Source organism: Sodalis sp. RH15 (genome assembly GCF_047324255.1).
In the GTDB taxonomy this organism is placed as follows: domain Bacteria; phylum Pseudomonadota; class Gammaproteobacteria; order Enterobacterales; family Enterobacteriaceae; genus Acerihabitans; species Acerihabitans ligni.
In genome coordinates, this window is the sequence record NZ_CP178738.1 from 3,459,551 (window position 1) to 3,481,905 (window position 22,355).

19 protein-coding genes are annotated in these 22,355 nt (G+C 57.5%); 5 read left to right on the forward strand and 14 right to left on the reverse strand.

Annotation, left to right across the window (positions count from 1 at the left end):
- Window positions 1–132 precede the first annotated feature (132 nt).
- Window positions 133–921: an enoyl-ACP reductase FabI gene (gene fabI, locus ACL2XO_RS15780; RefSeq protein ID WP_132921441.1), complete on the forward strand. Its 789-nt coding sequence runs from the start codon at window positions 133–135 to the stop codon at window positions 919–921.
- 18 nt (window positions 922–939) lie between these two features.
- Here fabI and ACL2XO_RS15785 read toward each other — a convergent pair whose 3' ends face one another.
- Together ACL2XO_RS15785 and ACL2XO_RS15790 are read right to left on the reverse strand one after the other, a co-directional pair.
- A complete protein-coding gene (locus ACL2XO_RS15785; RefSeq protein ID WP_413741021.1) occupies window positions 940–1,854 on the reverse strand; it encodes a LysR family transcriptional regulator in 915 nt (304 codons plus the stop codon).
- A 208-nt stretch (window positions 1,855–2,062) separates the two neighbouring features.
- Complete coding sequence (locus ACL2XO_RS15790; RefSeq protein WP_132927733.1) at window positions 2,063–3,661, reverse strand: PTS transporter subunit EIIC; 1,599 nt, start codon at window positions 3,659–3,661, stop codon at window positions 2,063–2,065.
- Between the two features lie 307 nt (window positions 3,662–3,968).
- Between ACL2XO_RS15790 and ACL2XO_RS15795 the strand changes: the two genes are divergently transcribed.
- On the forward strand, window positions 3,969–6,275 hold the full coding sequence (locus tag ACL2XO_RS15795) for an FdhF/YdeP family oxidoreductase (protein WP_413741022.1): 2,307 nt from the start codon (window positions 3,969–3,971) through the stop codon (window positions 6,273–6,275).
- Between the two features lie 143 nt (window positions 6,276–6,418).
- Window positions 6,419–8,353, forward strand: a complete 1,935-nt coding sequence (locus tag ACL2XO_RS15800; RefSeq protein WP_413724550.1) for an exoribonuclease II — start codon at window positions 6,419–6,421, stop codon at window positions 8,351–8,353.
- 395 nt (window positions 8,354–8,748) lie between these two features.
- Here ACL2XO_RS15800 and ACL2XO_RS15805 read toward each other — a convergent pair whose 3' ends face one another.
- The 3 genes from ACL2XO_RS15805 to araD form a co-directional block, all read right to left on the reverse strand.
- Window positions 8,749–9,033, reverse strand: a complete 285-nt coding sequence (locus ACL2XO_RS15805; protein WP_413741023.1) for a hypothetical protein — start codon at window positions 9,031–9,033, stop codon at window positions 8,749–8,751.
- A 285-nt stretch (window positions 9,034–9,318) separates the two neighbouring features.
- The gene (kdgT, locus tag ACL2XO_RS15810; protein WP_413724552.1) at window positions 9,319–10,320 is read right to left on the reverse strand and encodes a 2-keto-3-deoxygluconate transporter; all 1,002 of its coding nucleotides are present in this window, start codon (window positions 10,318–10,320) and stop codon (window positions 9,319–9,321) included.
- Window positions 10,321–10,740: 420 nt separating this feature from the next.
- On the reverse strand, window positions 10,741–11,436 hold the full coding sequence (araD, locus tag ACL2XO_RS15815; protein WP_413724553.1) for an L-ribulose-5-phosphate 4-epimerase: 696 nt from the start codon (window positions 11,434–11,436) through the stop codon (window positions 10,741–10,743).
- A gap of 244 nt (window positions 11,437–11,680) precedes the next feature.
- Here araD and ACL2XO_RS15820 point away from each other — a divergent pair, with 244 nt between their 5' ends.
- Window positions 11,681–11,890: a glycine zipper 2TM domain-containing protein gene (locus tag ACL2XO_RS15820; protein WP_132927732.1), complete on the forward strand. Its 210-nt coding sequence runs from the start codon at window positions 11,681–11,683 to the stop codon at window positions 11,888–11,890.
- Between the two features lie 29 nt (window positions 11,891–11,919).
- On the opposite strand, the gene yciH is transcribed toward ACL2XO_RS15820, so the two are convergent.
- The 4 genes from yciH to ACL2XO_RS15840 form a co-directional block, all read right to left on the reverse strand.
- On the reverse strand, window positions 11,920–12,243 hold the full coding sequence (yciH, locus tag ACL2XO_RS15825; protein WP_132921434.1) for a stress response translation initiation inhibitor YciH: 324 nt from the start codon (window positions 12,241–12,243) through the stop codon (window positions 11,920–11,922).
- Window positions 12,233–12,985 (reverse strand): orotidine-5'-phosphate decarboxylase, encoded by a 753-nt coding sequence (gene pyrF, locus ACL2XO_RS15830; protein WP_413724554.1) that lies wholly within the window; start codon window positions 12,983–12,985, stop codon window positions 12,233–12,235. Before pyrF ends, yciH begins: the two co-directional genes overlap by 11 nt.
- 250 nt (window positions 12,986–13,235) lie before the next feature.
- Window positions 13,236–14,405, reverse strand: coding sequence for a lipopolysaccharide assembly protein LapB (gene lapB / locus ACL2XO_RS15835; protein WP_413741024.1), 1,170 nt, complete (start codon window positions 14,403–14,405; stop codon window positions 13,236–13,238).
- 6 nt (window positions 14,406–14,411) lie between these two features.
- Window positions 14,412–14,723, reverse strand: a complete 312-nt coding sequence (locus ACL2XO_RS15840) for a LapA family protein (RefSeq protein WP_132921431.1) — start codon at window positions 14,721–14,723, stop codon at window positions 14,412–14,414.
- A 280-nt stretch (window positions 14,724–15,003) separates the two neighbouring features.
- Here ACL2XO_RS15840 and ACL2XO_RS15845 point away from each other — a divergent pair, with 280 nt between their 5' ends.
- Window positions 15,004–15,957 (forward strand): sugar-binding transcriptional regulator, encoded by a 954-nt coding sequence (locus tag ACL2XO_RS15845; protein WP_203521305.1) that lies wholly within the window; start codon window positions 15,004–15,006, stop codon window positions 15,955–15,957.
- 401 nt (window positions 15,958–16,358) lie between these two features.
- Here the strand turns inward: ACL2XO_RS15845 and ACL2XO_RS15850 are convergent, their stop codons facing one another.
- The 5 genes from ACL2XO_RS15850 to ACL2XO_RS15870 all read right to left on the reverse strand — a co-directional run bounded on the left by ACL2XO_RS15850 (window position 16,359) and on the right by ACL2XO_RS15870 (window position 22,354).
- Window positions 16,359–17,786: an L-fucose/L-arabinose isomerase family protein gene (locus ACL2XO_RS15850; RefSeq protein WP_413724555.1), complete on the reverse strand. Its 1,428-nt coding sequence runs from the start codon at window positions 17,784–17,786 to the stop codon at window positions 16,359–16,361.
- A gap of 4 nt (window positions 17,787–17,790) precedes the next feature.
- The gene (locus tag ACL2XO_RS15855) at window positions 17,791–19,290 is read right to left on the reverse strand and encodes an FGGY family carbohydrate kinase (RefSeq protein ID WP_413741025.1); all 1,500 of its coding nucleotides are present in this window, start codon (window positions 19,288–19,290) and stop codon (window positions 17,791–17,793) included.
- Between the two features lie 2 nt (window positions 19,291–19,292).
- Window positions 19,293–20,237 carry a transketolase family protein gene (locus tag ACL2XO_RS15860; RefSeq protein ID WP_413724557.1) on the reverse strand — a complete coding sequence of 315 codons (945 nt, stop codon included), beginning with the start codon at window positions 20,235–20,237 and terminating at the stop codon, window positions 19,293–19,295.
- Window positions 20,230–21,060, reverse strand: a complete 831-nt coding sequence (locus tag ACL2XO_RS15865) for a transketolase (RefSeq protein ID WP_413726946.1) — start codon at window positions 21,058–21,060, stop codon at window positions 20,230–20,232. The genes ACL2XO_RS15860 and ACL2XO_RS15865 overlap by 8 nt, the downstream gene beginning before the upstream one ends.
- Before the next feature lie 190 nt (window positions 21,061–21,250).
- Window positions 21,251–22,354 carry an ABC transporter permease gene (locus ACL2XO_RS15870; RefSeq protein ID WP_132921426.1) on the reverse strand — a complete coding sequence of 368 codons (1,104 nt, stop codon included), beginning with the start codon at window positions 22,352–22,354 and terminating at the stop codon, window positions 21,251–21,253.
- Window position 22,355: the final 1 nt, after the last annotated feature.

The following is a 22,355-nucleotide window of genomic DNA, read 5'->3' on the forward strand; positions in this document are numbered from 1 at the left end:
GCGGATATTCCAGAGAGGCGGGGTATACACTTGTAACGGTTGTTCATGGTACACTCCGCCGGTTTATAAACGTCGAATGTCGCGTCGCTGGCGCTACGATCGCATGTAAAAATGATTACAAGGATTAATGCTATGGGTTTTCTTACCGGTAAGCGCATTCTGGTCACTGGCGTAGCCAGCAATCGCTCCATCGCCTTCGGTATCGCGCAGGCGATGCATCGCGAAGGTGCCGAACTGGCATTTACTTACCAGAACGATAAACTGAAATCACGGGTTGAGGGATTCGCCGGTGAATTGGGTTCCAGCATCGTATTACCCTGCGATGTGGCTGAAGATGCCAGCATCGAAGCGCTGTATGTCGAACTGGCCAAGGTATGGCCGAACTACGACGGTTTCGTGCATGCCATTGCCTTTGCCCCGGGCGAGCAGCTGGACGGCGATTATGTGAACGCCGTGACCCGCGAAGGCTTTGCCATCGCCCACGATATCAGCTCCTACAGCTTTGTCGCCATGGCGAAAGCCGGCCGCCATATGCTGAATCCGAATTCGGCCCTGGTGACGCTGACTTACCTGGGCGCCGAACGCGCCATACCCAACTATAACGTCATGGGACTGGCCAAGGCGTCCCTGGAAGCCAATACCCGCTACATGGCCAACGCCATGGGCCCGCAGGGCATACGCGTCAACGCCATTTCCGCCGGCCCCATCCGGACCCTGGCGGCTTCCGGCATCAAGAACTTCAAGAAAATGCTGTCTTACTGCGAATCGGTGACGCCGCTGCGCCGCGTGGTGACCATCGAGGACGTGGGCAATACCGCCGCGTTTCTGTGCTCCGATCTGGCCTCAGGCATCACCGGGGAAGTCATTCATGTGGACGGCGGCTTTAATATCGCCTCCATGAACGATCTGGAACAGAATTAACCCCCCGCCCGGCCCTGCTTACACCTCCCTGTTTATCCTGTCCGCCAGCCAGACGGCGGCGAAGGCGAACAGGGTTTTCGCCAGCGGCGTTGCCCGGCCGGGCTCGGCAACCACCACGGCGCCCTGTCGTTTCATGGCGGGCAGCCGTATCGGCGCGCTGAGCAAATCCGGTGTCATTCCGGGCAGCAGATGCCCGCGGGGCATGATGCCGCAGCCCAGCCCGACAAAAACCCCCTGCAGCAAATGAAAGATCGAGGCGCTTTCCAGAGCGATATGCGGATGCAATCCCTCGCCCCGGAAATGTTCGTCCAGATAGCGCCGGAAGTAGCGGCTGGGTTCGGCCAGGCACAGGGGAAAGGCGGCCGCCTGCGCCAAAGTCACTGCGGACTCGGGGGAAAGCCCGGTGAAGTGCGCGGGATGGAACACCAGATCCACCCCCCGGTCCGGCAGCGGCGCCACCTGGAAATGCAGTTCCTGCAAGAGGTTCAGCTCAAAGAAGCCAACGCCGATATCCACGCTGTGATTAATCAGCGCTTCCAGCAATTGATCGGCGCTGAGCACGTTGACCTGATATTCGAGAGCGGGGTATTCCAGCCGGGCATCGAATAACAGCTGAGCCAGGGGAATGCCGCACTGCGGCACGATGCCGATGCGCAGCGTGCCCGCCAGTCCCTGCTTGAGGGACTCCACTTCCAGCTTCAGCCCCTGGTAGACCGAGACGATTTCCCGCGCCCAGGACAATACCCGTTCCCCTTCGGCGGTAAACCCCTGGAAACTATTGCCGCGATGGATCAGCGCCACGCCGAGCTCCCGCTCCAGATTTTTCAGGCGCGCGGAGAGGGTCGGCTGGCTGACGAAGCTCGCTTCCGCGGCGCGGCCGAAATGACGCTCCCGCTCAAGATTGCATAAGTAGATTAGCTGTTTTATATCCATCGGTTCCTTCCGGCCAAAGGCGGTAATATTGATAGCCCTGATTGAATGGGTGACTGGTGGGGACAGGATGCTAGATCGTAAACACGCCGTGAATCCGTCCATGGCGCGGGCGGTTTACTTCTCTCACATCCTGTCCCGCCTTATTGACCTTGGGCGAATTCATCAGCAATCTAATTATTATACCTTAAGGTTGTCGATAATTGTCCTGTTAGGTAGTGACCCCCAGGGTAACTTTGACATCCTGGGCGATTTTTTCCACCTGCGGACCGTAGATCACCTGGACATCGTTGTCGCTGACCCGTTTAACCCCGCTGGCGCCGGTAAGCATCAGGGTCCGGTCGATTACCTGCTTCATATCCTTGACCCGGACCCGTAGGCGGGTAAAACAGCAATCCACATCGGCGATATTCTGCTGGCCGCCGAGGCCGGTGATGATATTTTCCGCCCGCTCGTTGGCCAATAGAGGTTTGCGCTCGGTGGCCTCCTCTTCCTGGGTCTCGCGGCCGGGGGTTTCCACCCGCAGCCGGGTAATAATCAGCCGGAAGCCGAAGTAATAGACCGGAAAATAAATCAGCCCCAGCAGTACCGCATACCACCAGTGGGTTTTGCTGCCGCCGAGCACGCCGAACACTACCAGGTCAATGGCGCCCCCCTGAACATTGCCAATCATCAGATGGAAAACGTCCATGAGCATAAACGACAGGCCGCACAGCACCGCATGAAAAAGATACAGCACCGGTGAAACGAAAACAAAACAGAACTCCAGCGGTTCGGTGATACCGGTGGTAAAGGACGCCAGGGCGCCGGCCATCATCAGGGCCTTGACCCGCTTTTTATGCTCGGGACGGGCGCAATGGTACATCGCCAGCGCCGCGCCGGGCAGACCGAACATCATTACCGGAATTTTACCCTGCGCCAGGAACCGGGTTGACTCGCGCACCTGCTCGTCGCTCAACAGCCCCGGATGGGTCAGCGTGGTATTGAAAATATTCAGCGCGCCGACGATGGCATGGTTATCCACCGTCACCATGCCGCCTATGGGGGTAAAGCGCACGGTTTCATTAAGGATATGATGCAGGCCGGTGGGAATCAGCAGCCGTTCGAAAAATCCCAATAAGAAGGCACCGTACTGGCCGCTTTGTCCGATCAGGTTACCCACCCAGGCGATGGCCGCGCCGATGGTGGGCCAAATAAGCGACAGGACTACCCCCAGCAACGGCAGCACCACCACCGTGATGATGGGGACGAACCGCCGTCCGCCGAAAAAGCTCACCGCCGTCGGCAATACAATGGTATAGAAACGGTTATGCAGCGCCACCACCGTCAGGCCGGCAATTACCCCGCCCAATACGCTCATATTGAAAGTGAATATCCCCAGCATCGGCGTGAACTGAGCGGAAAGCATCTGTGCCGCGGTGGGCGTCATGCCTTTGGCTATCAATGCCGGCACGGTGGTGGTGGCGGCGGTGAGATTCTGCGCCGCCAGGCTGGCGCTAACCCCCACATGCATGGCGATAAAACCGATGACCGCCGCGAAGGCCGCGGTGGGTTTTTCCGCCTTTGCCAGACCTATGGCGCTGGCCACGGCAAAAAACAGCGGCAGGTTGGCGAACAGCGCGCCGGCCACCTGCCGGATGAACCCGATAACCAATTGGGGATATTTCAGGCTGGCGAACGCGTCGCCGGTTACCGCCGGATTCTGCATGGCCGCCGCCACCCCGAGAAAGATCCCGGCGGCGGCAATCACCGAAATCGGCATCATTAACGCTTTGCCGAATCCATGCACCTTACTGCTTAGATCGTTCATCAGCATTGCTCTCTTCCTCATAATTAACCAGGTAAGTATGAGCCAGTATTGGCTGCGCCTGATCCCGCGGCGGCGGCAATGGCTGAAAATATGAACGCTATCACAAAAGCTTAACCTGCCTTGGTGCGGTTTAAAGCATGGAAAATTAAAAGATGAAGGGACTTTAGGCAATAGCCGCCGTCTATCCTGCGATTAGGCTATTCAATTAGACGGTGTTATCAAAACTGCCTAGAATTAACCTCATTAACCCAAATAGCTAAAAATATTTTAACAAATATTTATCTTCATTCACCTGCGAAACGAACTTATGAAATTTAAACCTGCGATTAAACCTTATACCGGCGCGGCGGGTGGCTGGGGTTCTTTGGAAGCAACCACCCGTTATGTCAGGGACAGTAAACAGACCTTCAAAAATATCCGTAATTTAATGCGGGTAAACAAATCAAAAGGCTTCGACTGTCCCGGCTGCGCCTGGGGCGATGACAATACCAGCACCTTCAGTTTTTGCGAAAACGGCGCCAAGGCGGTGAGCTGGGAAGCTACCCGCAAGGCGTTGGACGCGGATTTTTTCGCCCAGAACACCGTCAGCAAACTCTATGAGCAAAGCGATTATTTCCTTGAGTACCAGGGACGTCTGACGGAGCCGCTGCGCTACAACCGGGAAACCGATCGCTATTACCCGGTAAGCTGGCAGGAGGCGTTCGACCTCATCGCCAGCCATATGCGCGGACTGGACAATCCGAACCAGGCGGAACTTTATACCTCCGGCCGCGCCAGCAATGAATCTTCCTACCTTTATCAATTATTCGGCCGGATGTTCGGCACCAATAATTTCCCCGACTGTTCAAATATGTGCCATGAGGCCAGCGGCAGCGGCCTTAAGCAAAGCATCGGCGTGGGCAAAGGCACCATTCACCTGAATGAATTCGAACAGGCGGACGCGATTTTCGTTTTCGGCCAGAATCCGGGCACCAACCATCCGCGTATGCTGCACAGCCTGCGCCACGCCGCCGATCGCGGCGCGCGCATCGTCACCTTTAATACCTTGCGGGAACGGGGATTGGAGCGTTTTGCCGATCCGCAGAACCCGCTGGAGCTGCTGACGCCAAAATCCGGCCGTATCAGTTCCAGCTATCTGCAGCCCAATCTCGGCGGCGACATGGCGGCGGTACGCGGCATGGTGAAAGCCCTGCTGGAAATCCATCGACGGCAGTTGGCGGAAGGCCGGCCCGGCCTGTTTGACCAAACGTTTATTGACAGCCACACCCAGGGCATGGAGGCTTACCTGGCGGCGGTGGATGCCACCCCGTGGCAGCATATCATCCGGCAGTCGGGCCTGAGCGAGCAGCAGCTTCGCGACGCTGCGGACATCTACCGCGGCGCCGATCGGGTCATTTGCACCTGGGCCATGGGTATTACCCAGCACAAGCATTCGGTTCCCACCGTGCGGGAAATCGTCAATCTGCAACTGCTGTTCGGGCAGCTTGGCAAACCGGGGGCCGGATTATGTCCGGTGCGCGGCCACAGCAATGTGCAGGGCAATCGCACCATGGGCATCGACGAGAAGCCGCCGGCGGCCTTGCTGGACAGTCTGGCGGCCCATTTCGGCTTTACGCCTCCGCGCGCCCCCGGACACAGCACCGTTGAGGCGCTAGAGGCCATGCTGCGCGGCGAGATCAAGGTACTGATTGCCCTGGGAGGCAACCTGGCGGCCGCGGCGCCGGATACCGCCCGCACCGAGCAAGCCTTGCGCCGTTGCGAACTGACGGTACATATCAGCACCAAGCTTAACCGCAGCCATCTGGTTACCGGCGGCGATGCGCTGATCCTGCCGACCCTTGGCCGCACCGAGCTCGATATGCAAACCGCCGGCAGCCAGTATGTCACCGTGGAAGATTCGTTCAGCATGGTACACGCCTCGGAAGGGGTAAATCCGCCGCTCTCCCCCCTGCAACGCTCGGAAACCGCCATCGTCGCCGGCATTGCCGCAGCGGTGCTGGGTAACGAAAAATTGGACTGGACCGCCCTGGCGGGTGATTACCGTCTCATCCGCGATCATATCGCCGCCACCGTGCCCGGTTTCACCGATTTCAACCTTCGCTGCGAACAGCCGGGGGGATTTTACCTCGGTAACGCCGCGGCTGAACTGCGCTTCAATACGCCCAGCGGCAAAGCGGAATTCAGCGACGCTCCCCTGCCGGATACCCTGTTTCCGCAAATCGCCGGCCGGACGGTGCCGTTTACCCTGCAAACCCTGCGCTCCCATGACCAGTACAACACCACCATTTACGGACTGGACGATCGTTATCGCGGCGTATATGGCCAGCGGGAAGTGGTGTTTGTCCATCCGGAGGATTTGGCGGCGCTGGGCTTGCACGACGGCGATCGGGTGGACATCGAAACCCTGTGGCACGACGGCATCAGCCGAAAGGTCAGCGGTTTCAAGGTCATTAGCTATGATATTCCCCGCGGCAACCTGGCGGCCTATTATCCGGAAACCAACCCGCTGGTGCCTTTGTCCAGCTTTGGCGACGGCACCCATACCCCGACCTCCAAATCCATCCCGGTGCGTCTGCTGGCGAACAAGGCAACGGATACGGCGCGAATTATTTAAACCGTCGCATCGACACCGCCCGCCCCTTCCCGGGGCGGGCGGCTTTTTTATGGCTTTAATGGCGCGTTACACTTGCCGCCAACCGTCGATTCGCGTAAAACTGTCTGCCGTTATTGAAGCCTTTTTACACTCTTCTGGACATTATGTTTCAAGATAACCCGCTGCTCGCGCAGCTAAAACAGCAACTTCACTCTCAGACGCCGCGTGTCGAAGGCGTGGTCAAAGGTACTGAGAAAGGGTTTGGCTTCCTTGAAGTCGATGCTCAAAAAAGCTATTTCATCCCGCCGCCCTTTATGAAAAAAGTGATGCACGGCGACAGGATTGCCGCCGTGGTGCGCACGGAGAAAGAGCGGGAGATAGCCGAGCCGGAAACCCTCATTGAACCTTCCCTGTCGCGCTTTGTCGGCCGGGTGCAGTTCAAGGATGACCGCCTGTCCATCGTGCCCGACCATCCGCTGATCAAAGAAGTGATCCCTTGCCGTCCGGTGCGCAACGTAGAGCATGAATTCAAAACCGGGGACTGGGCGGTGGCGGAAATGCGCCGCCATCCGCTAAAAGGCGATCGGCATTTTTATGCTGAGATTACCCATCTGGTCACTACCGGCGACAATCATTTCGCCCCCTGGTGGGTGACGCTGGCCCGCCACAATCTCGAACGCGAAGCGCCGGCCATGGTGGACGGACTGACCCTGCAGGATGATAACCTGGTGCGCGAGGATTTGACCGCCCTGGATTTCATCACCATCGACAGCGCCAGCACCGAAGATATGGATGACGCCCTGCATGTGGCGGCCGGTGAAGGGGATACGCTGGTGCTGACCATCGCCATCGCCGATCCCACCGCCTATGTTCAGGCCGGCAGCCCGCTGGACAACATAGCCCGGGATCGGGCGTTTACCAATTATCTGCCGGGATTCAATATCCCGATGCTGCCGCGCATTCTCTCCGATGACATCTGTTCGCTGCATGCCCATGAACGCCGCCCGGCCCTGGTTTGCCGGGTTACGGTCAATGCGGACGGCTCGCTGGCGGACAAACCCAACTTTTTCGCCGCGTGGATTGAGTCAAAAGCCAAGCTGGTTTATGACCAGGTCTCCGACTGGCTGGAAGACGCCGGCGACTGGCAGCCGGAAAACGAGGCAGTGGCCCAACAGATTCGTCTGTTGCAGCGCCTGAGCCTGGCCCGGGCCGCCTGGCGCCAGTCCAATGCCCTGGTGTTCAAGGATCGCCCCGACTACCGCTTCGTGCTGGACGATAAAGGCGATGTGCTGGATATCCAGGTAGAGCCGCGCCGTATCGCCAATCGGATGGTGGAAGAAGCCATGATCACGGCGAATATTTGCGCGGCGCGGGTCTTGCGGGACGGCCTGGGTTACGGCGTTTATAACGTGCACCACGGTTTTGATGAAACTCTGGTGGAACAGGCGGTCACCGTACTGGCCAACAATAATATCCAGGCCGACGCCGCCACATTGATGACGCTGGAAGGTTTTTGCGCGCTGCGGCGCCGGCTGGACGCCCTGCCCACCTCATATCTCGACAGCCGCATCCGCCGTTTCCAGACCTTCGCTGAAATCAGCGTCGAACCGGGCCCGCATTTCGGCCTGGGCCTGGATGCCTATGCCACCTGGACTTCGCCTATCCGCAAGTACGGCGATATGGTTAATCATCGCCTGCTGAAGGGATTACTGGGCCAGGGCACCCCCGCCCGCCCGACGGAAGACGTGATGCTGCGCCTGGCGGAGCGCCGCCGCTTGAACCGCATGGCGGAACGGGATGTCGGCGATTGGCTTTATGCCCGTTATCTCAAGGACAAAGCCGGCAACGGCACGCGCTATGCGGCGGAGATCATTGATATCTCCCGCGGCGGCATGCGGGTTCGCCTGTTGGAGAACGGCGCGGTGGCCTTTGTCCCGGCGCCTTTTATCCACAGCGTGCGCGATGAACTGGTGTGCAGCCAGGATACCGGCACCGTGCAGGTGAAAGGCGAAGAGCGCTACCGCCAGGGGGACAGCATTGAGGTCACCCTTGAGGAAGTGCGCCAGGAAACACGATCGGTGATTGCGCGGCCGGTTTAAGAGCATCTTTGAAAAGTGGGAATGATATGGAAGTATCATTCCCTATTTGGATGACAAACAGCGCAGTCAATGCGTTGTTGCTGGCGTTCAGCTCTTCTATACCGGCCGGCAGCCCAGGAAGTTCAGTCAAACCTAATCCGCTGAGGTCCAAGGATAATGCGTTCCTCTTTTGGCAATCAAGCAATCTCATCAGGGCTAATTCTCTGCATTCTCCCAAGCCGGTAGCGAGTTCTGACCAAACAGCCCATTTTTGGAGAAGATCATTACCCTGGGTAGTATCGATAGGTTTCTCATGGAAAATTAGGTAATGTGGGTTATTAGAAAATTTACTGATAACAAATAAAAATCATTTTATTTTAGCTAATCCAAATAAAGAATTGAGTCCTAATTTTTAATCAAATTTCTGAATATTCCTTTTTGTTATTTTCAATATATACCCATCTTCCTTTAGCATCAATCCCTTTACTACAGGAAAATCCTTGCTTTGTTTTATTTAACTTGCCAAAAATAGCGCTATTACTGATCGCTATGGCACTCATCGGCAGGTTTGAATTATAAATATCATTTTCATCAGCCTGAGTATAACGGCTCAATTTATAATTAATTCCCTTTGAATGATAGTATCTATAAATCAGATTGGCGGGGTTAAAATAATTTAAACCAGAGATTGAATTATACATAGAGATATCCATTATATTTTAATCGAGTCAATTTTTATCAATGCGGATGGTGGTGATTTATTGGCGCAGGTAACAAGTTTATTCGACTCTCCCGCAGGTAAGCGCTGACAATTTTCAAATGAAAATTAATATATTTAGAGGAGTAGATAGCATCTTAGCTCATTTATTCCGCGAGCGAATTCTGTCCCATTTAGAAATGTCCTGCAATCGCTGTAAGACGGGATCAGCTAAAAATGCAAAAAACCCCGCGGAGGGGTTTTCTGTGGTTCAACTATCTTCGTACTCCTAGCGTTCAATGGCCTGCGATTTCAATTCTGCCTGCGCAAGTGCGGCGACCTCTCCTTTTCTCACCCGCTTGGAATAGAGCGCGGTGATAATCGGCACCAGGATGGAGGTGACGATAACCGACGTGGCCACCAGCGCGGTGGCGGCCGGCGCCATGGGTTTGAACGCCGGGATCATCTCGGCTATCAGCACCGGCGTGGCCACTGCGGCGCCGGCGGAGCTGGAGGCGGCGATACCCGCCGTGCCGTCGCCGCCGCCGATGTATTTATCCGCGAGGATCAACGGAATGCCGGTAACGATAATCACGCCGATACCCAGCAAAATCCCCAGCAGCCCGGTTTGGGCGATAACGTTAAGATTAATGGTATTGCCCAGCGCGAAGGCGAAGAAAGGAATCAGGGTCTGTACCGCCTTGCTGAAGAAGTCCCGCAGCTCGGGATCCAGGTTGCCCAAGGCAAATCCAATCAGAAACGGCAGTACCGCGCCGACGAACACATGAGGTTCAAACGAGGCGATGCCGGCGGTGCCCAGAATAATCATGGTCATTAGCGGGCCGGATTCCAGCGACATCAAAACAAAGGCGCCGGATTCCTCCTTGGTGCCGTATTGCTGCATGATGGACGCGTAGAGGCCGCCGTTGGTCATATCCATGGAGGCTACCAGCGCCAGGGTGGACAAGCCGGCGAAAAAGCCGATTTCCACGCCATTGGCCGGCAGCAGCCTCGACGCCACCGCGGCCACTACCCAAGCAACGGCGATTTTGGTCACCACCAGGGTACCGGATTTACGCAGCACGGTGCCGGTGGCGCTGAGCTTGATGGAGGCCCCCATACAGAAAAACCAGACCGCCAGGATAGGGACGGTGCCGGAAATCAAACCATTAGTGAAGGAGCCGAAATATTTACCCGAATCGGGTGCAAATGTATGACACAGCGCGCCGATGAAGAGCGGCACCAGCATCATGCCACCAGGGATTTTGTCAATTGCACGTTTGATTTGCATCTGGATTCCACCTAAGTTCGAATTATCATCCATCTTTGGTACGGAGCCGCCCCGTGGACGCTCCGTGCATTGATAAGATCGGTTAGGCGCTACGTTAGCCATTTACATCTTGTCATACAGTGATCTGCGACATAAAAATGAAACGTTGTTTCTTTTTTATAAAAAGATCATTTTAACTAAATGGGCATTGGGTTTTGAAATGAGATCCAAATCACATTCCCAAAGCGGTAACAGGGTACGACACCAGTAAAAAGATTGAGGTTTTCAGGATTCAAACATTCATCAGGAAGGGAAAAGAGTGGAATAAAAACCCGCCGGCGCATTCTGTCGCCGTTATGTTGAACGCACGCCTGTTGAGCTTTACATGACGCCGGCATAGCGGCATAACCGGCGCCACAGAGCCATTATCGTGAGTTTTTGCTATTGTCCGTAATAAGCGTTTTTACCGTGTTTACGTAAATAATGCTTGTCCAGCAATTCCGATTGCATCGGCGGCAAATCGGGCGTCAATTGGCGGGAGAAGATGCCCATATAGGCAAGCTCTTCCAAGACCACCGCGTTGTGGACCGCATTATCGGCATCGCTGCCCCAGGCGAAGGGACCGTGTGAATTTACCAGCACCGCGGGAACCGCCTCGGGATCAATACCGCGGGAGACGAAGGTATCCACAATAACCTTGCCGGTTTCCCATTCATAGCGGCCCTGTATTTCCGCCGGCGTCATCAGCCGGGTACAGGGAACGGCGCCATAAAAATAGTCGGCATGGGTGGTGCCCCAGGCAGGAATGTCTTGTCCGGCCTGCGCCCAGATAGTGGCATGGCGCGAATGGGTATGGACGATACCGCCGATGCCGGCAAAATCCAGATACAGCACCCGATGGGTGTCGGTGTCGGAAGAGGGTTTTTTCTGTCCTTCCACCACCCGCCCGGTTTCCAATTCCACTACCACCATATCTTCCCGGGTCATCTCTTCGTAACTGACGCCGGAAGGCTTAATCACCATCAATCCCTGTGGGCGGTCCACCGCGCTGACATTTCCCCAGGTAAAGGTCACCAGGTGATGGCGCGGCAAAGCAAGGTTGGCCGCCAGGACCTGTTCTTTCAATTCGGTAAGCATCGTTAAGTCCTCTTGAACGCTAGAGGACATTGTCCCGGCAGCCAGAAGCAACCGCTATGGCCTAATCGGCTAAAGATCCGCCCTACTTCTGCTATTGACCGTTTTTCGCGACCGTGGGCATGCCGAGGCGAGCCAGGAGAGCAGGCAGATATATTATTGTTAATCCGGGCTAAACAAGCGGAACGTACTATAATTATTAACTAGCAATCAATAACAACAGCAATCTATGGAGAAATTGATGATGATGAAATATTCAACCAAACGTATTACCGCGGCCGCCGTGGCGATCGCCCTGGTTGTTACCCTAAGTGCGTGTGAAACGAGACGTGGGCGTAACACCGCCATCGGTGCCGGCGTCGGCGCGGTGGGCGGCGCGGTTCTTACCAATGGCAGCGCTTTGGGTACCTTAGGCGGCGCGGCGGTTGGCGGCGTTGTCGGCCATCAGGTGCATTAAGCCGGTCCCGCCGGCGTTAACCTGCACGGTTAACCGCCGGCCAGTTTGACTTTCAGTCCCTTGGCTTCCAGGAGCTGTTTCAACAGTTCCCGTTTATCACCCTGTATTTCAATCACGCCCTCCTTCACCGACCCGCCGCAGCCGCACTTTTTCTTCAGCTCCGCCGCCAGCGCCGCCAGCGCATTATCATCTACATCCAGGCCGCTAATCAGACAAACGCCTTTTCCCTTGCGTCCGCTGGTCTGGCGCTGAATCCGCACCACGCCATCACCCTTGGGACGGGCTACCGGCCGGGACGGCTCGGTTATCCGCCCGCTCTCGGTGGAATAGACCACACGGCTGTTATTGTCCATCGTTTCCTCCCACGTCGCGCAATGACATCAATATGCCTTGCAGCGTTGCGGCCGGATCCTGTGAACGGGTAATAGGACGCCCGATCACCATATAATCCACCCCGGCCCGCAGGGCTTCCACCGGCGTCAGGACCCGACGCTGATCGCCGGCGTCGCTGCCTTCCGGCCGGATACCGGGGGTGACCAGCAGAAATTCAGCGCCGAATCGCTGTTTAAACACCGCGGCTTCCCGCGCGGAACAGACCACGCCGTCCAGCCCGCAGCGCCGGGCCAGGTCCGCCAGTCGTCCGGCATACTCAAAAGCCCCGTATGGAATGCCCAGGGCCGTTAAATCTTCATCCGCCATGCTGGTAAGCAGCGTTACGGCGATAAGTCTAGGCGCTTGGGCACCGAACGGGGCAAGGGCCTCTTTCGCCGCCGCCATCATCCGTTCCCCGCCGCCGGCGTGCACATTCACCATCCACACGCCCAGCTCCGCCGCCGCGGACACGGCCTTGGCGACGGTATTGGGAATATCATGAAATTTCAGGTCGAGGAAAATATCGAAGCCCAGCCGCTGCAGATCGCGAACGAAATCCGGGCCGAAGCGGGTAAACATCTCTTTTCCGATTTTCAGCCGGCACTCATTGGGGGAAACCCTATGGGCAAAGGCCAGAGCCTCGGAACGGGAGGCATAGTCCAACGCCACGATGATGGGTGAGGAAAATCCCGGCGGCACAGACGACTGGAAGTCGCGGGTCATGAGGGTACCTTTTGATGGGAAGGCTGGCGGTGCCGGCGCGGCGGTTGACATTCGCCGCCGATAAAATAACCTGCGCACAGCGCCAGTTTAATGGATGCGGAGTATTTTACCTGCCGGCAAGAAAAAAGCCCAGCGCCGGCAAACGAGAGCGTTGGAGATGATAACCGTTCTTCGTCTGCAAGATTGCAGCCGGTATTACCCATACCCGTGATGCGGTAAACTCATCCTCACCTTCACGGCTTGTCACGGATTACTGTTCGTCAAGGCCGCGGATGGGTTTGATGGAGGCCCAGGATTTACAGGAGGGACAATGCCAGTACAGGCTGTGGGAGGTGAATCCGCACTTATTGCAGCGGTAACGGGGCTTGGTCCGGATCTGTTCCCCCACCATATCCCGCAGCACCTGCAGACTCTCTTTGGCCCGTCCGTCTTCCGCTTCGTTCAGATGGAAATCCATCAGACGGTGGAACATCCTCATCGTGGGATGCTGGCGCAGCTGCTGATTGATATAAAGCTGGGCGTTTTCCGTGCCGTCGTTTTGTTCGATAACATCCGCCAGCAGCAGCTCCGCCGCCGCGCCGGTGTTCATTTCAACGCAGCGGGTGAGAAATTCGGCCCAGGCCTCAGGCTTTTCGAGATGCTGATAGCAGGTTTGCAAAATAGGCAAAGTCTCGCTGACCATCTCCTTGTCCTGATCCAGCACCCGCTGCAGGGCGGCCACCGCGGCAGGGTAGTCCTGACGCGCCATAAAAATGCGCCCCATCATGATCGAGACGCGGGAGCAGTTCTTATCGGCCGCCGCGCCCTTTTTCAACTGCGCCATCGCCTTGTCCAGATCGTCGCTGCCCATGGCCTGCAGCGCCAGCTCGCAATAAAAATGGGCAATTTCCATCCGCAGAGGCTCTTTGCCCAGCTTCACCAGCTTTTCCGCTATCTCGATTGCCTTGTTCCAATCGCTGGTGTCCTGGTAAATCTGCAGCAGCTGCTGCAACGCCCCGGTGCGAAAATCATCTTCGTCCACCAGCTGGCTGAACATTTCCTCGGCGCGATCGTAGAAACCGGCGGCCATATAGTCACGGCCCAATTGCTGGGTGGCCAGCAACCGCTGCTCGAAACTCAGCGCGGTACTCTCCATTAACGCCTGGTGAATACGGATGGCCCGATCCACCTCCCCCCGGGATCGAAACAGGTTCCCCAGCGTAAGATGGGCCTCGACGGCGTTGCTGTCCTCCTTGAGCATGTCAAGAAACAGGTCCACCGCTTTGTCCTGCTGATTGGACAGCAAAAAATTCACCCCTGCCACATACTCGCGGGAGAGGCGATTGGCGTCCTGTTGCTTATCCTGCTGCGCGCTTCTGCGCCCCATGTACCAACCGTAAGCGGCAGCCACGGGCAACAACAGAAACAGCAGTTCTAACATAACGCGTTATTCCTTACTGACAGCGGGCGCGGTAGCGACGGGCGCCGCGCTGTTAACCGGCGCCGGCTGCTGTTCCAGCCGTTTGACCCGGCGCTCCGCCCGCATCAGGGCGAAACGGACGCGCAGATAAAACAAACCGCAAACGGCCCAGCCCAGGATAAAACCCAGTGCGAATATCCAGGTCAACAAGGTGGAAACCCGATATTGCCCCTCTGCCAGCAAGTAGTTAAAGGTGACGATTTGATCGTTATGCGCCCCAAAGGTGACGGAAATAATAAAAATCACCAGAACCAGCAAAAATATCAGTACATATTTCACATGATTTCCTGCAACTGCGTTATTTAAATGGATTACACCGGTATACCGGTACCCAGAGCCTATAAATTAGCATTTCCCGCGTTACGAAGGAAATCCCGCAGACAACTTAACTGCATTATCTGCTGCCCACCGGGTTGAATCCGGGGCCGATGGTTAAAATCACCGCGTTTTGCCGCCCCCCATGAAACGGTCATCGCCGCCCTGCAGCCCCTTGTCTCTTGTTATTTATTCAGTTATGCATAAAAATGATGCCACCGTATGGCGAGTCTGGGGACGCCGCATGTCTAAGCAAGACGAACAGCGATTATTGGTTAAAATCGCCACGCTTTATTATACCGAAAATCAAAAACAAGCGGATATCGCCGCCGCGTTGCATTTGTCACAATCTTTCGTTTCCCGGGCCATCACCCGTTGCATCAAAGAAGGGGTGGTTAAAATCAGCGTGGTACAGCCGCCCAATATGTTTATGGGGCTGGAGTCGGCCATCCAGCGGCGTTACGGCATCGACCAGGCGATTGTGGTGGATGTGCCGGATGATGCCGAACCTCAGCAGATCAAACAGGCCATCGGTTCCGCCGCCGCCCATTATATGCAGACCAGCATCCGCCCGAACGATCTGGTGGGTATTTCCTCCTGGAGCAGCACTCTGCGGGAAATGGTGGATAATCTGCATCCGCTGGCGGTCAAGGCCAGCGGCGTCATCCAGCTCCTCGGGGGCGTGGGTCCCAACGGCAATGTCCAGGCCACACTATTGACCCAACTGCTGGCGGACCAGCTGAACTGCCCGGCCTATCTGCTGCCGGCGCAAAGCATTGAACGCTCGGTTGAGGATCGGCTACGGCTTATCAACAGCAGCGAGGTGGCCGATGTAGTGGCCAAATTCAGCGAAGTGGACGTCGCGCTGGTAGGTATCGGCGCGCTGGAACCTTCGCAGTTGCTGATGAATTCCGGCAACTATTACCACGAAAAAATGCTCAGGCTGCTGGCGCAGCGCGGCGCCGTGGGGGATATCTGCCTGCATTATTTCAACAGCAAAGGCGAAGCGGTGCTGGCGGACGAAGAAGACCCGGTGATCGGCATGCCGCTGCCCCAGGTGCGTGAATGCGAACGGGTAGTGGCCCTGGCGGGGGGACATGAAAAAGTCGCGGCCATCAAGGGCGCCCTGGAAGGCCGCTATATCGATGTGCTGATCACCGACCGGCTGGTGGGTGAAAAGCTCATCTCGCTCCCCTAGCATCTCACAGCGCGGTAGCCCCGCACCCACCGATCGCGCAGCGAACATGTTAAAGGGAGACCGTGCTGATGGGGTCGAAGCGGGCGTGGTTTTACCGCCCGCCGGAGCACCCCACAGCGCGGTAAGCCCGCTATCACCGATCGCGCAGCGAACATGTTAAAGGGAGACCGTGCTGATGGGGTCGAAGCGGGCGTGGTTTTACCGCCCGCCGGAGCGCCCCACAGCGCGGTAAGCCCGCTATCACCGATCGCGCAGCGAACGTGTTAAAGGGAGACCGTGCTGATGGGGTCGAAGCGGGCGTGGTTTTACCGCCCGCCGGAGCGCCCCACAGCGCGGTAGGCCCGCCATCACCGATCGCGCAGCGAACATGTTAAAGGGAGACCGTGCCTGCCGATCGTACATTACGCCTTGGCATGCCAATAACACTCAATCCCCAAATATTTGGTAAACGCCTCATGCAGCACCGCCGCGGTAGCGGAATGGTTCATAGCCACATGATGCTCAAAGCCCTGCTCGCAAATATACCGCAGCAGCGGCTCCATGGCGGGGATCTGCACCACCGCGCGGCAGCCCACGGTATCCAGCGGGTCGTCCACCACCGTCCCCTCGCCCACATAGGCCCGCACTTTGCCGGTAAAATCGTCCGACGACAGCCGGAAATACGTAAGCGGACCGGCCTTCATCCGGCCGTGCACCGCGCCGCAGGTATTCTCGCACCCCACCGTAGTACCGATAATATCCGCCGTACCCATCACCGGACTTTCCAGGCTTTCAGCGGGGAAATTACCGCAATGGAACAACACGCATTTATCCTGCTCATCGCCGAAATTGTTATTCCAGTCGGCGATGGACGCCGGCGACAGCGAGCAGCTGGCCAGCGCATACATGGACAGCGCGCCCATCACATCCACCTCGCAGGCGCTGGGCATCAGCTGACCGGACATCACGCTCATGATAGAACAGACATTAATACCCAGATTTTCCTGCAGCGAGGTCCAGCACTGAATAGCGGTCGTATCAATATCGTTAGCCAGCACCCATTCGCTAATCACCACAAACAGTTTCGCCATGGTATGCAGCTTCTGGGCCGGGATAGCGGCGGTATCGGCGTTATCCTTCAGCAGCGCCAGCTTTTCATCCACCCGCAAATCATTGTCGCTCAACCGGCCGACCCGGGTAAAAATCTCCGATAAATCCAGCGTCTCCACCGACACGCCCATACGCTCCAGCAGCTTTTCGCTGTAACGCACCGTATTAAAGGCGGCGGGCCGGGCGCCGATAGCGCCGATGCGCACGCCTTTCATAGCGTGCACCAGCCGGCAAAGCTGGGTAAACCGCTGTAAATCCCGCGAAAAGTCCTCGCCCGCCACCGCGCAGACATGGCGGCTGGTGAGCGTAAAGGGGATACCGCACTGGCGCAGATTATTACACAGGGAAATTTTGCCGCAGAAACTGTCGCGCCGGGTCGCCAACCCCATTTTATCCAGGCTGTCCTGCTCCGCCTGCACCAACACCGGCACGGTTAATCCCGACAGGCGAACGGCGTCCGCCACGGCTTTTTCATCGCCGAAATTAGGCAGCAGTATCACCACGCCGTTAATCTCGTCGCGATGGCGGTGAAACAGTTCAGCGCAGGCTTTGGCGTCCTGCCAGGTTTCCACCCCGCCCAGCTTGCTCTGGTTTTCATCCAGGATAACCGTCTTGATGCCCAATTGCTCAAACACCTGCGCCGCATCGCGCCGCGCCTCGGTGACCAGATAGCTGGGGAAAAAGCCCCGATTGCCGACGATCACGCCGAAGGTTAATTGTTGTAGAATTTTTCTCGACATTACTTCACTCCCGGTAGGGTTGTTCTACTTGATAACGGGCCCGTGCTACGGCCGTTTGCCAATTTTTATAATTGTCTTGCATCTCCGCGGTCTCGGCCCGGGGTTCGATATACTCCACTTCCCTCGGCAAGACCGCGATATCCTCGTTGGTCCACCAGCCCAGGGTTTTGCCCGCCAGATAAGCGGCGCCCAGGGCCGACACTTCGGCGTTGAGATTGCGAATCAGCCGCCGCTGCAGCACATCGGCCTGAAACTGCATCAGCCAGGCATTCTGCGTAGCGCCGCCGTCTACCCGCAGCGCCGGCAACGACCGTCCCGCGGCGCGCTCCATGGCAAAAAACACATCGGCAATCTGGTAGGCGATGGACTCAAGGCCGGCGCGCGCCAGTACCGCGGGCGTGGCGGCGTCGGTCAACCCGCAGATCAATCCGCGCGCCCGGCTGTCCCAATAAGGCGCCCCCAGCCCGGACAAGGCCGGGACAAAATAGACGCCCTGATTACCCGCCTGGCTCAACGCCATAGCGGAGAGTTCCGTCAGAGAGGATATCCCCAGCAGGCGCGCCACCCAGGCCAGCCCGGAGCCGGTATGGGTGATATTGCCTTCCAGCGCGTAGCACAGCCGGCCGTCATGCCAGGCCACGGTGGTGCTCAGGCCCGTTGCCGGCGCACCGATGTTCTCCAGCGCCATCATCAGGGATGAGCCGGTGCCGTAGGTGGCTTTCACATCGCCGGCCTGATTGCCGCCCTGGCCGTATAACGCCGCGTGGGAATCGCCGATTAACGACGCCACGGGAATTTCTCCCGCCAGTCCCGGCACCCGGCCGGCCAGGGTATAGCCCTGTACCGCCGCCGAGGGCCGCACCTGTGGCAAGCAGGCGGCGGGCACGGAAAACAGCTGCAGCAGCGCGTCGTCCCAGCGGCCTTCACGGATATTAAACAATTGGGTGCGGGCGGCATTGGCATAGTCGGTGACAAAGGCCCGTCCGCCGGTGAGCTGCCAGTTAAGCCAGCAATCAAGGGTACCCACGCACAGCTCTCCCCGGCCGGCGCGGGCAAAACCGTCCGGTAGCGCCGCCAGCAGGCCGCGGATTTTCGCAGCGGGGAATAACGGATCGATGGGCAGCCCGGTAAGGTGATAAATCATTTCCCCACGGCCGTCCTCATGGAGCCGGCGGCAAAAGTCCTCGGATCGGCGACATTGCCAGCTGACGATGGGCGTCAACGGCCGTCCGCCGGCGCGCTCCCATACCAATACCGACTCCCGCTGATTGCTGATGGCCACCGCCGCCACCTGAACGTCGCCGAGGGCGGACAGGCAACCCGCGATAGCCTGGCAAACACCTTGCCAGACCGCGTCGGGATCCTGCTCCGCCCAGCCCGGCCGCGGATGAATCAGGGCCAAGGGCACCGCCGCTTTAGACAGAACCCGGCCTTCGGCATCGACAGCAATGGCCTTGGCATTGGTGGTGCCCTCGTCAATAGCCAGAATGATGGGCGTGGCCATGGTCAGTTCCCCCGGCAAACGCGCAAGGCGGTATTGACTACGCCCTGAGCATCGAAACCGTGGTGGGCGCGGGTGGCGGCGCGATCCGCCGCAATGGCGTACTCGCCGTCGCCGATGCCCAGCCGCACCAGGGGAATAGCGCAGCCCGCTTCCGCCAGCACTTCGGCCACCAGGCTGCCCACGCCGCCGTTAATGTTATGTTCTTCGATGCTAATCACATGTTTACTCTTTGTTAATAAGGAGAGTAGCTGACGAGTATCGCACGGGCGAATGGAGGATATATTGATGACCGCGGCAGAAACGCCCTGCTCATCCAGAATCCGGGCGGCATCCACCGCTTCATGTACCGTTGATCCCATCGCTACCAGCGCCACGTCTTCGCCATGGCGCATCACATCGATTTGACCGGGTTTGAACCGGTAGGTCTCGTCATGCAGGGCGGGCAAGGCTTTGCCATCCAGCCGGATATACACCGGCCCGACATAGGCGAGGGCATAATCGATGATTTGGCGGCACTCTTCCGGCGACGACGGCGCAAAAATCTGGATATTGCCGAAACCGCGCATGATGGCGATATCGTCAATACTGTGATGGGTGCTGGCCAGGGGCCCGTAACTGGCGCCGGCGTTCAGGCCGAACAGTTTCACATTGCAATTGTTGTAGCAAACGTCCACTTTTACCTGCTCGTTGGCGCGGGAGATCAAAAACGGCGCCGCATTGCAGGTGACGGCGATTTTGCCGCCGATGGACAGGCCCACCGCCGTACCCACCATGGTTTGTTCCGCAATGCCCACGTTCACGATGCGGTCGGGAAAACGGGCGATGAACGGGCCTATTTTGGCGGTGGAGGTGGAATCGGCCAATACCGGCACCACGTCCAGGCCGTTATCCACCGCTTTGATCAGCTGTTCCACCATGACGCTGGCTAAATGTTCTGCATTACTCATCTTTGAGTTCCTCCAATGCCAGGGTGATTTCATCGCCTTTAAATACCCGGTGATGCCATTCGGCCCGCCCCTGGGTAAAGGAGATGCCGGCGCCCTTTTCCGTGTTGGCGATCACCACGTTCGGTTTGCCGTTGGACGGCAAGTTTTCCAGCGTGTCCACCACCGATTGCATATCGTTACCGGCGCACTCGGTGACATTCAGGCCGAACGCCCGCCATTTATCCCCCAGGGGATCGGTATTCATAATGGACCGGGTGGATCCCGCCAGCTGAAGCTTGTTCTTATCGTTGATGATCACCAGGTTATCGAGGCCGTAATGGGCGGATACCAGCGCGGCTTCCCAATTGCTGCCCTCAGCCAGTTCGCCGTCGCCGGTGAGCGCGAAGACCCGGCGCGGACTGTTATCCCGTTTTGCCGCCAGCGCGATACCCACCGCCACCGGCAGCCCGTGCCCCAGCGCGCCGGTATTCAATTCAATGCCGGGGGTCTTATGGCGCACCGGATGGCCCGGTAGATGGGAATTGGCATGTTGGTACGTGGGCAGCCAGTCGAGGGGGAAATAGCCCGCTTCCGCCAGACAGCAGTAATACCCCCCCACGCCATGGCCTTTCGACTGGATATAGATATCCCGTTCGGGGTCATCGAGCCGGTCCGGCGCGCAGTTCAGCAGGCGGAAATAGAGCGCGGTGAGAATTTCCACCTCGGAGAGATCGGCGCCGGTATGGCCTCCCGCCGGACTGCCTGCATTCAGCTGCACGATGCGGCGGCGGATATGCCGCGCCTTGGTCACCAGATCATCGATGGACAATGAATAAGGATTCATCATATTACCTCTTGATTATCAATTTCTTGCCCATGTGAATTTTTATCCATATGGGAATATTTATTCATGCGTGGCGTAAAAAACTTCCCGCCGCCCCCATCCCTTCGGGCAAATCCCCCTCGTCTCGCCGTTTTGTCGCTGCCTCCCAGCCCTCGTTACGGCATCATCGTAAACGGCACGGGAACGGGGGTTACTCGGTGGCGGCCTCTTCTTTGACGATCTTTTGCGAGACGATGGCCGCCTTATGCTGCATCCGGTTTTGCATTTGATCGATAATGACCGCCACGATAATCACCATCCCTTTGATGACCATCTGCCAGAATTCACTAACCCCCATCATTACCAGGCCGTCCGCCAGGATGCCGATAACAAAGGCGCCGATAAGGGTGCCGACAATGGTCCCGCGCCCGCCGGCCAGCGACGTCCCTCCTAATACCACCGCCGCGATGGCGTTCATTTCAAATGACGTACCGGTGGCCGGATGGCTGGCCACCAGCTGCGAGGTCACCACAATGCCCGCTACCGCGGCGCACAGGCCGGAAATGGTATAAACCCAGATTTTTACCTGCTTCACCTTGATACCGGACAGCTCCGCCGCCCGTTCGTTATCGCCGATGGCGTAAACATGGCGGCCAAACGGCAGGCGGCGCGCAATATAGGCAATGATCAATGCCAGCACGAACATCAGCCAGATACAGTAAGGCACCCCCAGCAGCGAACCGGAACCGATGAAATCAAAACCGGTATTGCCAAGCCGCGGGTTGCCGTCCAGGCCGGGGAAGGTCTCGCCGTTGGACAGCAGCATCGCCGCGCCCCGCACGATATACATGGTGCCCAGGGTGCAGATAAAAGGCGCCACGTTATAGCGGGTGATGATCCAGCCGTTAACGGCGCCGATAAGCCCGCCGAGCACCAGTACCGCCGGCACGATGACCCAGACGCTGGGGAAGATGGCGATGCCGAACATCGGCAACACAATGCCGTGGGTGATCATCCAACCGGCGAACATGCCGCACAGGCCAAGGGTGGCGCCGATGGACAGATCGATGCCGGCGGTGATGATGACAAAGGTGATGCCCAGCGCCAAAAAAGCATTGATGGAGATATGCTTCAACATAATAAGAATGCTTTCCGTGGCCAGGAAGCCGGACACGGTAAAGGTGAAAAAGCCTAAAATCAAAAACAGCGCGATAAAAGTGCGTAGCTTAAGCAGGAGCAGCAGAATATTTTCCCGCGACCGGAATGACCGGCTGGCCGTAAGAGGCGCTAACGCGGCGGTATTGATTGCTTTCATA

Coding starts and splice junctions, on each gene's coding strand:
- ACL2XO_RS15865 (WP_413726946.1), bottom strand. CDS start 21,060: ATGAATCCTTATTCATTGTCCATCGATGATCTGGTGACCAAGGCGCGG.
- fabI (WP_132921441.1), top strand. CDS start 133: ATGGGTTTTCTTACCGGTAAGCGCATTCTGGTCACTGGCGTAGCCAGC.
- ACL2XO_RS15790 (WP_132927733.1), bottom strand. CDS start 3,661: ATGAACGATCTAAGCAGTAAGGTGCATGGATTCGGCAAAGCGTTAATG.
- ACL2XO_RS15860 (WP_413724557.1), bottom strand. CDS start 20,237: ATGAGTAATGCAGAACATTTAGCCAGCGTCATGGTGGAACAGCTGATC.
- pyrF (WP_413724554.1), bottom strand. CDS start 12,985: ATGACCCGCGACTTCCAGTCGTCTGTGCCGCCGGGATTTTCCTCACCC.
- ACL2XO_RS15820 (WP_132927732.1), top strand. CDS start 11,681: ATGAAATATTCAACCAAACGTATTACCGCGGCCGCCGTGGCGATCGCC.
- ACL2XO_RS15800 (WP_413724550.1), top strand. CDS start 6,419: ATGTTTCAAGATAACCCGCTGCTCGCGCAGCTAAAACAGCAACTTCAC.
- ACL2XO_RS15805 (WP_413741023.1), bottom strand. CDS start 9,033: ATGTATAATTCAATCTCTGGTTTAAATTATTTTAACCCCGCCAATCTG.
- ACL2XO_RS15855 (WP_413741025.1), bottom strand. CDS start 19,290: ATGGCCACGCCCATCATTCTGGCTATTGACGAGGGCACCACCAATGCC.
- yciH (WP_132921434.1), bottom strand. CDS start 12,243: ATGGACAATAACAGCCGTGTGGTCTATTCCACCGAGAGCGGGCGGATA.
- ACL2XO_RS15795 (WP_413741022.1), top strand. CDS start 3,969: ATGAAATTTAAACCTGCGATTAAACCTTATACCGGCGCGGCGGGTGGC.
- ACL2XO_RS15785 (WP_413741021.1), bottom strand. CDS start 1,854: ATGGATATAAAACAGCTAATCTACTTATGCAATCTTGAGCGGGAGCGT.
- ACL2XO_RS15850 (WP_413724555.1), bottom strand. CDS start 17,786: ATGTCGAGAAAAATTCTACAACAATTAACCTTCGGCGTGATCGTCGGC.
- lapB (WP_413741024.1), bottom strand. CDS start 14,405: ATGTTAGAACTGCTGTTTCTGTTGTTGCCCGTGGCTGCCGCTTACGGT.
- araD (WP_413724553.1), bottom strand. CDS start 11,436: ATGCTTACCGAATTGAAAGAACAGGTCCTGGCGGCCAACCTTGCTTTG.
- ACL2XO_RS15870 (WP_132921426.1), bottom strand. CDS start 22,354: ATGAAAGCAATCAATACCGCCGCGTTAGCGCCTCTTACGGCCAGCCGG.
- kdgT (WP_413724552.1), bottom strand. CDS start 10,320: ATGCAAATCAAACGTGCAATTGACAAAATCCCTGGTGGCATGATGCTG.
- ACL2XO_RS15845 (WP_203521305.1), top strand. CDS start 15,004: ATGTCTAAGCAAGACGAACAGCGATTATTGGTTAAAATCGCCACGCTT.